This window comes from Ruegeria sp. AL3 (genome assembly GCF_056536065.1).
In genome coordinates, this window is sequence record NZ_JBQFJG010000001.1 from 592450 (window position 1) to 605861 (window position 13412).

12 protein-coding genes are annotated in these 13412 nt (G+C 57.4%); 6 read left to right on the forward strand and 6 right to left on the reverse strand.

The window, feature by feature from the left end; translation table 11 throughout:
* The first annotated feature begins 36 nt into the window (after window positions 1-36).
* The 6 genes from ACR3E6_RS02965 (at window position 37) to ACR3E6_RS02990 (ending at window position 6426) form a co-directional block, all read left to right on the forward strand.
* Window positions 37-1566, forward strand: coding sequence for an ABC transporter ATP-binding protein (locus tag ACR3E6_RS02965; protein ID WP_480485752.1), 1530 nt, complete (start codon window positions 37-39; stop codon window positions 1564-1566).
* A gap of 1 nt (window position 1567) precedes the next feature.
* The gene (locus tag ACR3E6_RS02970; protein ID WP_171634892.1) at window positions 1568-2662 is read left to right on the forward strand and encodes an ABC transporter permease; all 1095 of its coding nucleotides are present in this window, start codon (window positions 1568-1570) and stop codon (window positions 2660-2662) included.
* Window positions 2662-3630, forward strand: coding sequence for an ABC transporter permease (locus ACR3E6_RS02975; protein ID WP_171634895.1), 969 nt, complete (start codon window positions 2662-2664; stop codon window positions 3628-3630). Before ACR3E6_RS02970 ends, ACR3E6_RS02975 begins: the two co-directional genes overlap by 1 nt.
* Window positions 3631-3720: 90 nt before the next feature.
* Entirely contained in the window at window positions 3721-4644 is a 924-nt protein-coding gene (locus ACR3E6_RS02980) for a sulfite exporter TauE/SafE family protein (RefSeq protein ID WP_480485755.1), read from the forward strand.
* Between the two features lie 91 nt (window positions 4645-4735).
* Window positions 4736-5656 carry a sulfite exporter TauE/SafE family protein gene (locus ACR3E6_RS02985; protein ID WP_171634900.1) on the forward strand — a complete coding sequence of 307 codons (921 nt, stop codon included), beginning with the start codon at window positions 4736-4738 and terminating at the stop codon, window positions 5654-5656.
* Between the two features lie 2 nt (window positions 5657-5658).
* Window positions 5659-6426, forward strand: a complete 768-nt coding sequence (locus ACR3E6_RS02990; protein WP_171634903.1) for a TIGR02186 family protein — start codon at window positions 5659-5661, stop codon at window positions 6424-6426.
* Window positions 6427-6429: 3 nt separating this feature from the next.
* Here the strand turns inward: ACR3E6_RS02990 and ACR3E6_RS02995 are convergent, their stop codons facing one another.
* From ACR3E6_RS02995 to ACR3E6_RS03020, 6 genes are all read right to left on the reverse strand, one after another.
* Window positions 6430-7158, reverse strand: a complete 729-nt coding sequence (locus ACR3E6_RS02995) for an SDR family oxidoreductase (RefSeq protein WP_480485757.1) — start codon at window positions 7156-7158, stop codon at window positions 6430-6432.
* Window positions 7155-8687: an ATP-dependent DNA helicase gene (locus tag ACR3E6_RS03000; RefSeq protein WP_480485759.1), complete on the reverse strand. Its 1533-nt coding sequence runs from the start codon at window positions 8685-8687 to the stop codon at window positions 7155-7157. Before ACR3E6_RS03000 ends, ACR3E6_RS02995 begins: the two co-directional genes overlap by 4 nt.
* Window positions 8688-8747: 60 nt before the next feature.
* Complete coding sequence (locus tag ACR3E6_RS03005) at window positions 8748-9386, reverse strand: acyl-homoserine-lactone synthase (RefSeq protein WP_171634909.1); 639 nt, start codon at window positions 9384-9386, stop codon at window positions 8748-8750.
* Between the two features lie 83 nt (window positions 9387-9469).
* Complete coding sequence (locus ACR3E6_RS03010) at window positions 9470-10189, reverse strand: helix-turn-helix transcriptional regulator (protein ID WP_171634910.1); 720 nt, start codon at window positions 10187-10189, stop codon at window positions 9470-9472.
* A gap of 368 nt (window positions 10190-10557) precedes the next feature.
* Window positions 10558-11841: a crotonyl-CoA carboxylase/reductase gene (ccrA, locus tag ACR3E6_RS03015; RefSeq protein WP_171634911.1), complete on the reverse strand. Its 1284-nt coding sequence runs from the start codon at window positions 11839-11841 to the stop codon at window positions 10558-10560.
* A gap of 136 nt (window positions 11842-11977) precedes the next feature.
* The gene (locus tag ACR3E6_RS03020; RefSeq protein WP_480485762.1) at window positions 11978-13342 is read right to left on the reverse strand and encodes a 1-acyl-sn-glycerol-3-phosphate acyltransferase; all 1365 of its coding nucleotides are present in this window, start codon (window positions 13340-13342) and stop codon (window positions 11978-11980) included.
* Between the last annotated feature and the right edge of the window lie 70 nt (window positions 13343-13412).

Genomic DNA, 13412 nt, shown 5'->3' on the forward strand with positions numbered 1-13412 from the left:
CAGCTGGATGGGTTTCTCGGCAGTTGAGGGCAAGACATGACCGTCCCAGCCATTGAGCTCAAAGGGATATCCAAGGCCTTTGGGCCAGTTCAGGCCAACAAAGACATCTCGATCAGCGTTGCACCCGGTACGATCCATGGGATCATCGGTGAAAACGGCGCGGGCAAATCCACGTTGATGAGCATTCTCTTCGGCTTTTATAAAGCCGACAAAGGTGAGATCTGGATCAATGGGACAAAGACCGACATCCCGGACAGCCAGGCGGCCATCGCCTCGGGCATCGGGATGGTGTTCCAGCATTTCAAGCTGGTGGAAAATTTCACAGTTCTGGAAAACATCGTGCTGGGCGCCGAGGATGGCGGGTTGCTGGCGCCATCACTGGCAAAAGCCCGCAAAGAGCTGAAAGAGCTCGAGGAAGAATACGAACTGTTCGTCGATCCCGACAAGCGCATCGACGAGATCGGCGTGGGGATGCAGCAGCGGGTCGAGATCCTGAAGGCACTGTACCGCAAGGCCGAAATTCTGATTCTGGACGAGCCGACCGGCGTGTTGACCCCAGCCGAAGCCGATCAGCTGTTCCGCATTCTCGACCGACTGCGGTCCGAGGGCAAAACAGTCATCGTGATCACGCACAAACTGCGCGAGATCATGGAAAACACCGACACGGTGTCGGTTATGCGGCGCGGGCAAATGACGGCCACGGTCAAAACATCCGAGACCAGCCCCGAGGAGTTGGCCGAACTGATGGTCGGCCGCAAGGTTCTGCTGCAAGTCGACAAAGTGCCCGCGACGCCCGGCAAACCCATTCTCGAGATCGAAAATCTCAGCGTTTTTGATTCGGCGGGCGTTGAACGGGTCAAAAACATCGACCTGACCGTGCGCGCAGGTGAGATCGTCGGCATCGCCGGCGTGGCGGGCAATGGTCAATCCGAACTGCTGGAAGTTCTTGGTGGAATGCGCCCCGGACAGGGCACGATCAAGCTGAACGGCGAACCGCTGGCACTGAGTGGGGCCGGATCAGATGGTCAGGCCCGCCGCACGCAACACATTGCCCACGTGCCCGAAGACCGGCAGCGCGAAGGCCTGATCATGGACTTCCACGCCTGGGAAAACGTGGCCTTCGGGTATCACCGCGACCCGGCCTATAAACGCGGTATATTCATGGACAACGCGGCGTTGCGCGCCGATACCGAAGCCAAAATCGAGAAATTCGACGTCCGCCCGCCCAATCCCTGGTTGGCAGCCAAGAGTTTCTCGGGCGGCAACCAGCAGAAAATCGTTGTCGCCCGCGAGATTGAACGCAACCCCGACCTGTTGCTGGTCGGGCAACCCACGCGGGGCGTGGACATCGGCGCCATCGAGTTCATTCACAAACAGATTGTCGCGCTGCGTGATCAGGGCAAGGCAATCCTGCTGGTATCGGTCGAACTGGAAGAAATCTTCTCGCTCTCGGACCGGATCGCGGTGATGTTTGACGGACATATCATGGGAGAACGCCTGCCCCATGAGACAGATGAAAAAGAACTGGGCCTTCTGATGGCCGGTGTTGCGGGAGAGGCCGCGTAACATGGAAAAAATGCCTAAATGGGCCGATGTCGTTCTGATCCCGCTGATCAGTCTGATACTGGCCGCAATCCTTTCGGCGCTGGTCATCCTCGCCATCGGCGAAAACCCTGTCGAAGCCGTCAAACTGATGGTCACTGGTGCGCTGGGGTCGACCTATGGTTGGGGCTATACGCTCTATTACGCGACAAACTTCATGTTTACCGGTCTTGCGGTGGCCGTCGCCTTCCATGCCCGTATGTTCAACATCGGGGGCGAAGGTCAGGCGATGCTGGGCGGGCTGGGCGTGGCCATGGTCTGTCTTTATGTCGACTGGCCGCATTGGAGCATTGCCTTGCTTGCCGCCTGTGCGGCATCGATGCTGTTCGGCGCGCTCTGGGCAGCCATTCCGGCCTATCTTCAGGCAAAGCGCGGCAGCCATATCGTGATCACCACGATCATGTTCAACTTCATCGCCGCTGCTTTCCTGAATTACATGCTGGTCAATGTCATGCGCCCCCAAGGGTCGCAGGACCCGGCCACCGCGCGGTTCTCTGAAAGCGTGCATCTGCCCTCTTTCCAGGAAATGTTCTCGACCGCAGAGAACGTTGTTTTCCGTGGCGCCCCGGCGAACATCACCTTTTTCATCGCATTGCTTGCCTGCGTCGTTGTCTGGGCACTGATCTGGCGCACGCGTCTGGGTTATGAAATCCGGGCTTACGGCCATTCCGAGACTGGCGCTGTCTATGCCGGTATTTCACCTGTGCGCATCACGATTGTCGCGATGCTGATTTCCGGCGGACTGGCGGGGCTGATGGCCATCAATAACGTCATGGGCGAGGCCGAGCGACTTGTTATGAACTCGACCGAGGGCGCGGGCTTCATTGGCATCGCCGTGGCTCTGATGGGGCGTTCACATCCGTTCGGCGTGTTTCTGGCCGCGCTCTTGTTCGGATTTCTGTATCAGGGCGGCGCCGAGCTGGCGCTGTGGGCTTCGATTCCGCGGGAACTGATCGTGGTCATTCAGGCATTGGTCATCCTGTTCACCGGCGCATTGGACAACATGGTGCGCATGCCGCTTGAAAAGCTGTTCCTGGGTATGAGGAAGAGGGCTGAGTGATGGAATTTTTCGTAACCCTCATTCAGGTTCTGGATTCGACCATTCGCCTGTCCACGCCACTGCTGCTTGCCTGTCTGGCCGGTCTGTTTTCGGAACGGGCCGGGATTTTCGACATCGGTCTCGAAGGCAAAATGTTGATGTCAGCGTTCTTTTCGGCTGCAATCGCAGCTGTCACAGGGTCCGTGTGGCTGGGCCTGCTGGCCGGTATCGCATCCTCATTGTTGCTGTCGGGCCTGCACGGGCTGGCGTCGATCACATTTCGGGGCAACCAATTGATATCGGGCGTGGCCATCAACTTTCTGGCCTCGGGCCTGACTGTCCTGGTCGCGCAAAGCTGGTTTCAGCAAGGTGGGCGGACACCCTCCCTGTTTGGCGGGGGCCGGTTCGAACCGATCAACTTCCCATTCGCCGAGTCCCTCAGCGGTGTGCCGATTATTGGTCCCATCTATTCCGAATTGCTCTCGGGCCACTCGATCCTGGTTTATGTCGCGTTCCTGATGGTTCCGGCCACGTGGTGGATTCTGTATCGCACCCGGTTCGGTCTGCGCCTGCGGGCGGTGGGTGAGAACCCTGCCGCAGTGGACACCGCCGGTGTCTCGGTTGTTGGCCTGCGGTTCGCCGCTGTCGCCATCTGTGGTGTGCTGTGCGGTATTGCAGGCGCCTATCTGGCTACGGCCTTGCAGGCAGGATTTGTCAAGGAAATGACCGCCGGTCGTGGCTTTATCGCCTTGGCCGCGCTGATCTTTGCCAAGTGGCGCCCGTGGCATGCCATGTGGGCCTGCTTGCTGTTCGGTCTGCTGCAAGCGATCGCGCTGCGGTTCCAAAATATCGACCTGGGTGGCGTCGTGATTCCCGTGCAGGTGATGGACGCCCTGCCCTATATCCTGACGGTGGTGATTCTTGCCGGGTTTGTCGGCAAAGCCATCCCACCTCGGGCGGGCGGAGAACCCTACGTCAAAGAGCGCTGATAAGGCCAGTTCCGAATTGAGTTTCAGTCCTGTTCGCTGCGGAGCGGCATGCAGAGTTGATTTTGCATGCCGCAACCGTTCTAAGAGGGTATGCACGTATACCTTCCCATAGCAGAAGTTTCTGTCAGCCCATTCCTGCTTTTGGGGATCGGTGGGGCTGTCGGCATTCTGTCCGGCATGTTCGGGGTTGGAGGCGGGTTTTTGATCACCCCGTTGCTGTTCATTATCGGCATACCCCCGGCGATTGCTGTGGCCACATCAGCAAATCAGGTTGTTGCCTCGTCTATTTCGGGCTTGCTGGCCCATCTCAGACGCAAGACCGTGGACCTGAAAATGGGAAGCGTTCTGCTGGCCGGAGGGCTGCTTGGTGCGGCCCTTGGAATGGTGGTTTTCAATTTCCTGAAGCATCTCGGGCAGGTCGATCTGGCGGTACAGCTTTGCTATGTCGTGTTTTTGGGCGCCATCGGAACCCTGATGTTTATCGAAAGCCTTGCGGCCATCCGAAAGGCCAGCCGGTCAGGCAATGGTCCTGCCCCCAAGCGACGTCAGCGAACCTGGGTTCACGCCCTGCCGTTCAAGAAGCGGTTCCCGGCGTCTGGACTTTACATCTCTGTCATACCTCCGGCTCTGGTCGGTTTCGGCGTTGGTGTTCTGTCGGCGATCATGGGAGTCGGCGGTGGGTTCATCATGGTTCCCGCAATGATCTATGTCCTTGGCATCCCGACAAAGGTGGTTATCGGGACATCCCTGTTCCAGATCATTTTCGTTGCCGGGTTCACAACGATGATACATGCGTCGACCAACTACAGTGTCGATGTTGTCCTCGCCCTGTTCCTGTTGCTGGGCGGTGTTTTGGGTGCGCAATTGGGAACGCAGATTGGTGCACGTCTGAAAGCCGAACAATTGCGTATCCTTTTGGCGCTTCTTGTCATGGGCGTCGCCGGTAAAATCGGGTTTGACCTTTTTCTACCGCCAGAAGAGATCTTTTCTTTGGCGGAACCCGGGGGAGTTTGATGTTGTTTGACCCACGGCACACGACAATTACCACCCTTGAAATCTCAACCCATAACAGGCAAGCCACGGCCATACGCAAAGTAACGGTACCATGCACATTTACCTGCCCATCGCCGAAGTCTCAGTAAACGCTTTCCTCTTGTTGGGGTTGGGCGGTATGGTCGGCATCCTGTCCGGCATGTTCGGTGTCGGTGGCGGCTTTTTGATGACCCCGCTGCTGTTCTTCATCGGTATTCCGCCGGCGGTGGCTGTTGCTACCGAAGCCAATCAGATCGTCGCATCATCCTTTTCCGGAGTTCTGGCACATTTCCGACGAAAGACCGTGGACCTCAAGATGGGAACGGTATTGCTGGTTGGCGGGCTTGTTGGGGCCGCTCTGGGCGTGGTTGTCTTCAACTATCTCAAAAGCCTGGGTCAGGTCGATCTGCTGGTGACACTCTGTTACGTTGTTTTTCTTGGCGTCATCGGCAGCCTGATGTTTGTCGAAAGCCTGAGGGCCCTGCGTAAAGCCAAGAAAGGCGGCGCGGCCCCTGCCAAGCGTCGGCAGCGGGGCTGGGTCCATGCCATGCCCTTCAAAATGCGTTTCCGCACCTCGGGCCTGTATATCTCGGTCATCCCGCCAGCTTTGGTCGGTCTGTGCGTTGGGGTTTTGTCCGCGATCATGGGCGTTGGCGGCGGCTTCATCATGGTTCCTGCCATGATCTATTTGCTGGGTATGCCGACCAAGGTCGTTGTCGGCACGTCGCTGTTCCAGATCATCTTTGTGACAGCCTTCACCACGATGCTGCACGCCACCACCAACTATACGGTTGATGTTGTTCTGGCGGTCTTGTTGCTGGTGGGCGGCGTCATTGGCGCCCAGATCGGAACCGTGATCGGAGCCCGGATGCCGGCGGAACAATTGCGCGTGCTGCTTGCCGCTCTGGTACTGGCCGTATGTGGCAAGCTGGCACTTGATCTGCTTATTGAACCTGCCGAGCTCTACTCGCTTGGCAGCGGTGGAGGGCACTGAGGATGTTGCGTTCGTTTATTGCCGCCCTGTGCTTGTTCTGCATGCCCGCTCTGGCGGCGGAAGAGCAGGTTGTCCTTGGTCTCAGCCAGGACCGGGTTGCCATCACCGCGACATTCGACGGATCGGAACTTCTGATATTTGGGGCAATCAAGCGGGAAACCCCAATCCCTTCAGGCCCTCCGGTCGAAGTCATCGTCGCGGTTGCTGGTCCGTCCGAGCCTGTCACCGTGCGACGCAAGGAACGCAAGCTTGGGATCTGGGTGAACACCGACAGTGTTCTTGTCGATCTTGCACCCAGCTTTTACGCCGTCGCAACCAGCGGACCCTTTGACGACATCCTGTCCGACACCGAAGACCTGCGCTACCGGATTTCGATCGAACGCGCGATCCGCTCGGTCGGTGCCGCGATGCATATCCGGGGCGCACAGGATTTTGCAGACGCCGTAATAAGAATTCGAGAACACGAACACCTGTATTCGATCCGCGAAAATACCGTGGCAGTGGATGAACAGACCCTGTTCCGCACCTCGATCGATATGCCCGCCGACCTGACCGAAGGCGATTATACCGCCCGGATTTTCCTGACCCGTGGCGGAGAGGTCGTCTCGCAATATGAAACGATCATTGATGTTCGGAAAGTTGGCCTAGAGCGTTTTTTGTACAATATGTCCCGCCAGCAACCCGTCTGGTACGGTCTAATGTCGCTGGTTATAGCGATCGCGGCAGGCTGGGGCGCCTCGACAGCCTTCCGGCTGTTGCGAGAAAAGTAACCGTCATCCTCGGCCGATATAGGGCATGGTTGTGGCCATGACGGTCATGAACTGCACGTTGGCCTCGGGCGGCAGGCTTGCCATATGCAGAACCGAACGCGCGGCGTCTTCCACGGCCATCGTCGGGTCCGGTGTCTCGCCAGCGGCTTGCGCCGCGTTAACAAGGCCCTGAACCATCTGTGTACGCGCGTTTCCGATATCAATCTGCCCGCAGGCGATTCCAAAGCGACGCCCATCCAACGAAAGGCTGCGCGTCAGCCCTGTAATGGCGTGCTTTGTGGCCGAATAGTGTACCGAATTCGGGCGCGGAACATGTGCCGCTATCGAGCCGTTGTTTATGATCCGGCCGCCCTGTGGATTTTGGTGACGCATGATTTTGAAAGCTTCACGCGCGCAGAGGAACATGCCGTTCAGGTTCACGTTGACGCTTTGGTACCAATCGTCCAGAGCGATCTCGTCGATCGTGCCGCCCGGCGCAAAGATCCCGGCGTTGTTGAACAGAACATCCAGCCGCCCGGTGCGGTCTGTAAAAGACCGAAAAGCCTGTCCAACCGCATTCGGGTCGGTCACATCCGCAGGCAGGACGATGGCTGCCTGATGCTCTTTTGCCAGAGCATCCAGTTTGTCTTTGCTGCGCGCCAACAGCCCGACCGTCCACCCTTGAGACAAGAACAGCAGGGCCGTTACCCGGCCAATACCTGAACTGGCACCCGTTACGATGATGGATTTCATGTCTCTTCCGCCTCCAATGTCAGCGACGCCGCCGGAATCGCCCTCAAGTCATCCACACGCAGGGGGTGCGTGGGCTTTGACAGGCGATTTCGCACCACCCAGATCAACCGCTCTTGCGCGCGCGTGATCGCGACATATGCCAGACGCTTCCACAATGGCTGTCCGGCCTCGGTCCGGCCCATACGAGCGGCGGCATAGAGGTCCGGAGCGAACACCTGAACCGTATCCCATTGTGACCCCTGCGCCTTGTGGATCGTCACGGCCGCTCCGTGCAAAAAGGTCGCCCCCATGCGGGCAGCGTAGGGAATAAAAGGCTCTTCCTCGTCCGGTTTTTCGATCTGAACGATCGAGGCGGCACTGACCTGAGGGTCTTCGGCCCCCATCACGTGAAGACGCGAGAACCCCGGCTTTCGTCCCGGCCCCAGATATACCACCTGAGCTCCTTTGATCAGCCCACGCGCCTCAAGGTCCAGCCGTTTCTTGCGATGTTTCAGGGGCAATTCGATCCCATCACAAATGAGCGGTTCACCTGCCAGCAATTCTGTATCCGGTGCGCCGTGAACTTGCCGGAAGGCCTGTATCAAACGAATGCGCGTGGCGTTGCGCCAGACGAGAACCGGGCTTCGGGCCATCAGATCGACCTCAACCCGCTGGCCCCAGACAACTCGGTCATCCCTACGGGCTGTTTCTTCGATCAGTCGCTCGAAATCCTCAAAGCCCATTGCCGGGTCAGCCAGCGCATGCGCAAGATCCAGAATTGGATTGTCCGCATCCTGGCGGTGCACCCGCTGGAGTGTCAGCTTCCTGGGTTCGGGCAATGCCTCGAAAACCATGCTGCCGGACTGGTTTACCGGTGCCAGCTGAGCCGGATCCCCGAACAACAGAAGGGTCGGGAAAATCTCTTTGAGATCATCGAACTGACGGTCATCCAGCATCGACGCTTCATCGACAAACCCGATATCCAGTGGTTCGTCACGGCGCTTCCACCCTGTGATGAAATCCGACCCTCGCAAACCGGCGGCGGCCAGGGCCCCGGGGATCGATTTGTTATTTTGATAGAAAGCAGCCGCGCGATCCAAGGCTTCATCCGTCAAACCTTCGATATCGGGGCGTTCGTCATTGCCGGCCAGCCATTCCGCAATACGCTCGTATTCCGGATCATAAACCGGCGTGTACAATATTCGGTGAATCGTGGTCGCAGGCACGCCGCGCAATCGCAGAACGCTTGCAGCCTTGTTCGTCGGGGCCAGGATGGCAAGGCTGCGCTTGTCTTTCGATTTGCGGCTTTCATAATCGCCGGACACGATCTGAACACCCGTCTCTGCCAGTGCCTTGTACAGCTCGGCCAACAGCAGTGTTTTGCCCGAGCCGGCTTTGCCGATCACGGCCATCACACCGGATTTTCCTGCGCCCGGCAGTTTCAGAAGGGCATCATCTTCCAGATCAACACCTGCTGCCCGCAGCATCTCGGCGATGCTGTCATACGCGGCGGCCTGATCATCTGAGAACGTTACATTCGGCAAGGACATGGCGCGACCCTACAGGGCCGCGCCAGCCATCACCAGATGTGGATTGGCGTTTTCCGACACTTAAGCGGACAGGGCGAACCGGTGCTGTCTCTTCGGCCCGAATGCGGCCTTGAACCACATCCGAGACAGGTCGCGCGGGATGCCCGCACGCTCTGCCACACGGTTGCAGTCATCCGCGGAATAGGGCCACAATCCGACTGAAATCTGATCGCGCCCGCTGCCCTGGGTTCCCAGAACCTCGGGCGATGACCCGATCAGGCGATAGATTCTGATCATCCGGGCATCGAATACACCGGCAATATGCGTCAGGCCGAAACCTTCCATCATTTCACCGCCGCTCAACATGATGGCGCCGGCAGTATGCGGGCTGGCTGTTCGGGACAGGCAGAACCGGGTGACCTCCCAGATCAGGGGGCTGCAAATCGGCTTGCCGCCATTCAGATGACCAAAAACCTCATTGATCATCACCCGACCGGTCGTAGGCAATACACGCATCGACCCTCCGTGGCTGCCATCCGGCTCTTCCCAGATGACATAAAGCGGATTGAGATCATCGTATTCGTCCCGTTCTTCGCCCTTCTCGTTGACGTGGACATCCCACCCCAACCGGGTCTTAAACTGATCCGCACGATCTTTGAACATCCCCTCTGCCAGAGTCGGAAATCTGTGTATCTCATCGGCATATAGATAACGCAACATGACTTGTTCCCCTTGTCGTCCTGTGCAGGAACGAAGGGAGTACAGAGTCGTGGTTAATTTTGCGTGTGGAGGCCGTTCGCCTCTTAAACCACTATTAATCCCCGGCTGAGTGCCGTGGCGATTGCGTGGGTTGTGTTATGTGCGCCCAGCTTTGAGCGCGCGCTTTCAATGTAAACGCGCAACGTATGCTCGGAAATCGTCAGGGAATGGGCCACTTGGGCGCGGCTGTAACCCAACGCCAAAAGTGTGATCGCGTCGATTTCCCTTGGCGACAAGCTGCGCGGACAGTCCGGCTGCCTGTCTTTTTCAAACTCCAGCGCCTTGCGATTTATGTAATGCGCAACAAGAATCAAATCTCGCCCGTAAGTCGAGATAAAGTTCTTCCAGGTTTGATCATCACAACTGTGGTTGACCGTGAACAGGGCGAACTGACCATTTGGACCCCGAATTGGGATGGAATACCCCTGATTTCCAACGCCATGGTTTTGCGCATCCAGAAGGAAAGCCTTTGCCACCTTGCCGGACCAATCCAACGACTTCCAGTCAACCGGATGAAACCGCTGGAAACACCCCAAGATCACAGGGTCGATACGGTGATAGTTTTTTTCCCTGTAGCGCTCATCCCAGGCGTCTGAATAGGTGGTGTAGCCGTATTGATCTCCGGCACCGTCAACCCAGTGATACGTCAGGTGCTCGACCTTCAACGCGTCCCGCAAACGCTCAGCTACGGCGCTGAGTTCTTCAAGCGTGTTGGTGTTTTCCAAATCCTGAAGGATTTGACCCAAATCGACCTTCGTTGCCATTCGCGGGCGCTCGTGCCTCGTTCTTCAAGGACGCAATCTCGGCAGCCGCGATCAGTCTTGTGTCATCAAGCTGCTCTGCAAGCGCGCTCAAACCATTCGCAACGGCGAAAGCATTGAGGTCCGACAATACGTCCAATATCCACTCATTTTGCGCCATCAGGGTCTCTCTGAAACAGTTAACGAAGGGTTAACACAACCATAACATGTATGATCTTTTTTGGCCTATTCACCGGTTTCTACTCCCCAAAAATAGCGATGGGCAAAATTGCAAGCATTTGAAAGATTGTCAGAGGCCTGAAAAACGTAAAACACCCGCGAACCAGCAAAGTGATTCGCGGGCGTTTTTTGTCTACAACCCTGGCGCGTTATCAACCTGCGTCCAGGACTTCCTCGAGGGTACGCAGACCAGTACGCGGCGCCTGAACAAGAACGGACATATTGCCCGGCTTGTGCTCGTTCCGCAGCATTTTCATGTGGGCCTCGGGCAAGTCATTCCAGGTGAACACCTCGGACATGCAGGGGTCAAGGCGGCGCTCGACCATCAGCTTGTTCGCGGCTGCCGCCTGCTTCAGATGAGCAAAGTGCGAGCCCTGCAAACGCTTTTGGTGCATCCACATGTAGCGCACGTCGAATGTACAGTTGAAACCCGATGTTCCGGCGCAAATCACGACCATACCGCCTTTTTTCACAACGAAGGTCGATACCGGGAAAGTGCTTTCACCCGGGTGTTCGAACACCATGTCAACATTGTTGCCTTTGCCGGTTATGTCCCAGATCGCCTTGCCGAATTTGCGGGCCTCTTTGAACCATTCGGCATATTCCGGTGTGTTGACCGTGGGCAATTGACCCCAGCAGTTGAAGTCACGACGGTTCAGAACACCTTTGGCGCCCAGACCCATAACGAAATCACGCTTGCTTTCGTCTGAAATCACACCGATTGCATTTGCGCCTGCGGTATTGATCAATTGGATTGCGTAGGACCCCAGACCCCCGGATGCGCCCCAGACCAGGACATTCTGACCCGGTTTCAGATCGTGTGGCTCGTGGCCAAACAGCATCCGGTATGCGGTTGCCAGCGTCAGGGTGTAGCACGCCGCTTCTTCCCATGTCAGATGCTTGGGGCGCGGCATAAGCTGCTGTGCCTGCACGCGGGTGAACTGGCTGAACGAGCCATCCGGCGTTTCATAGCCCCAGATCCGCTGGCTGGGCGAATACATCGGATCACCGCCGTTGCATTCCTCGTCATCGCCGTCGTCCTGGTTGCAGTGGATCACAACCTCATCGCCAACTTTCCAGCGCTTCACCTTGTCGCCAACGGCCCAAACGATGCCCGACGCATCCGAACCCGCGATATGGTAGGGTGCTTTGTGACCGTCAAACGGGCTGATCGGCTGCCCCAGAGCGGCCCAGACGCCGTTATAGTTGACCCCTGCGGCCATAACCAGAACCAGCACTTCGTTGCTGTCCAAGGTTGGAACATCTACAACTTCCTGCCGCATGGCGGTGTTCGGCTCACCATGACGTTCTTTGCGAATGGCCCAAGCGTACATTTGCTTTGGGACATATCCCATGGGTGGGATTTCACCCATTTCATACAGATCTTTTTCAGGTGCCTCGTACGACGCGATACCACTTTCGGTGTCCAAAGCCATGCCGGCCTCCTCTGTTCAGTGCCTTTGCCGCGACGCAGAATCGCGCGCTTCACAGACTGGAATATTGGTCGATGAGTAATATTGCAACCGTTTTTGGCGCCATATTGTAATTTTATGACCCAGCGGTTGCAGAAAGCTATTTTGCGGATGCAGAAACCTGGTAACTTGAATCCGTTAGGACGGATGCGGCGTAATAGTCTAGAAGATCGCCGCGCTGACCTGATACGGACAGCATATTCCCCTGTCGGTTCAGAATCCGGCGTTCAACCAGTTGATCCAGAGCATTTGATATGGCCTGCGAATTGTCCTTGGTCTGCGGATCATCGCGCTCCATCATCTGTCGAATTTGTGACAGCACGTCTTCTTCGGACATCGGGCCGTTGTCGCGCACCAGCAAACAGGCCGCTGGTGCCGGCACCAGCGGAATAGCATGCTGGATACGCTGCATCAGCGCCCGGGCCAAATCCGTCATCATGTCGTCACTGCCTTCAGCGCGGAATTCCCTGAGAGAGATCGGCCTGCCGTACCGGACGGACGCCAGACCGAACCGCTTGTATCGGCCGATCAAACGACGCCAGATCTGTTTCACTATCCAGCGCGTGATGACGCCGATCCGTGCGCGAAACCGTCGCTCTGTCCCAAGTGCTGCGCGGGTCAGGATGGTGTCTTCCAACACACGGTCGTAATTCAGGGCAACCGGGACAAACACCACATCGCGCCCCTGTGGCGATGTTCCGTCCATAATGTATTTGAGCAGTCCAAGCTTGGGGCGCGCAATAGCCCCGGTCAGGCTCAGCCCGCCTTCTGGAAACATGGCTTGAGTTACGCCGGCTTCGGTTGCGTGGCGCACATAGGTGGACAGAACCTGACGATAGAGTTCGCTGCCGGACTTGCGCCGGATAAAATACGCCCCCATCGCCCGGATCAATCGGCTGAGCGGCCAGACCCGGGCCCACTCTCCGACAGCATAAGACAGTGCAGAATGTCGGGCTGCAAGATACGTGACCAAAACGTAATCCATGTTGCTCCGGTGGTTCATGACAAAGACAACCGTAGCTTCGGGGTCAATGCTCCTGATGGATTCTTCGTCCTGATAGCTAAGCCGCACCTCGTAGAATGTGTTGCTCAGCAAGCGGGCCAACCGGATCGCAAAGCTGAAATAGGCGAAGGCGGAAAAGGACGGAACGATCTCTCGGGCATAACGACGTGCCTGCTCCGAGGCGACGGCCTCGGGCATGCCGGTTTCACGGGCATGTTGCTGAACCGCCTGGCCGACCTGCGGATCATAAATCAAGCGCTGGATCATGTCGTGCCGACGCGCCAGCTTGAAGGGCTGGATCGGGCGTTGAAGGCGCTGGTTCAGGCGCGCCACCGCGCGTTCCAGCCTGCGACGGAAAAACCAACGGACGGACGGAAACAGGAAATGCGATGCGAAAGTGACCATGGCAAAGACCACGATCAGCACGAAAAGCCAAAGCGGAAGTTCCACGGTTTGCGTCATGGCGGCAGATTGCCACCAATCACAGCCGCCCACAATCTGAACAATTGCGGCATGCCGCAACGCAGCGAAT

Excerpts from the sequence above, each read along its gene's own strand:
- ACR3E6_RS02965 (WP_480485752.1), top strand. The coding sequence starts at position 37 with ATGACCGTCCCAGCCATTGAGCTCAAAGGGATATCCAAGGCCTTTGGG.
- ACR3E6_RS02970 (WP_171634892.1), top strand. The coding sequence starts at position 1,568 with ATGGAAAAAATGCCTAAATGGGCCGATGTCGTTCTGATCCCGCTGATC.
- ACR3E6_RS02975 (WP_171634895.1), top strand. The coding sequence starts at position 2,662 with ATGGAATTTTTCGTAACCCTCATTCAGGTTCTGGATTCGACCATTCGC.
- ACR3E6_RS02980 (WP_480485755.1), top strand. The coding sequence starts at position 3,721 with ATGCACGTATACCTTCCCATAGCAGAAGTTTCTGTCAGCCCATTCCTG.
- ACR3E6_RS02985 (WP_171634900.1), top strand. The coding sequence starts at position 4,736 with ATGCACATTTACCTGCCCATCGCCGAAGTCTCAGTAAACGCTTTCCTC.
- ACR3E6_RS02990 (WP_171634903.1), top strand. The coding sequence starts at position 5,659 with ATGTTGCGTTCGTTTATTGCCGCCCTGTGCTTGTTCTGCATGCCCGCT.
- ACR3E6_RS02995 (WP_480485757.1), bottom strand. The coding sequence starts at position 7,158 with ATGAAATCCATCATCGTAACGGGTGCCAGTTCAGGTATTGGCCGGGTA.
- ACR3E6_RS03000 (WP_480485759.1), bottom strand. The coding sequence starts at position 8,687 with ATGTCCTTGCCGAATGTAACGTTCTCAGATGATCAGGCCGCCGCGTAT.
- ACR3E6_RS03005 (WP_171634909.1), bottom strand. The coding sequence starts at position 9,386 with ATGTTGCGTTATCTATATGCCGATGAGATACACAGATTTCCGACTCTG.
- ACR3E6_RS03010 (WP_171634910.1), bottom strand. The coding sequence starts at position 10,189 with ATGGCAACGAAGGTCGATTTGGGTCAAATCCTTCAGGATTTGGAAAAC.
- ccrA (WP_171634911.1), bottom strand. The coding sequence starts at position 11,841 with ATGGCTTTGGACACCGAAAGTGGTATCGCGTCGTACGAGGCACCTGAA.
- ACR3E6_RS03020 (WP_480485762.1), bottom strand. The coding sequence starts at position 13,342 with ATGACGCAAACCGTGGAACTTCCGCTTTGGCTTTTCGTGCTGATCGTG.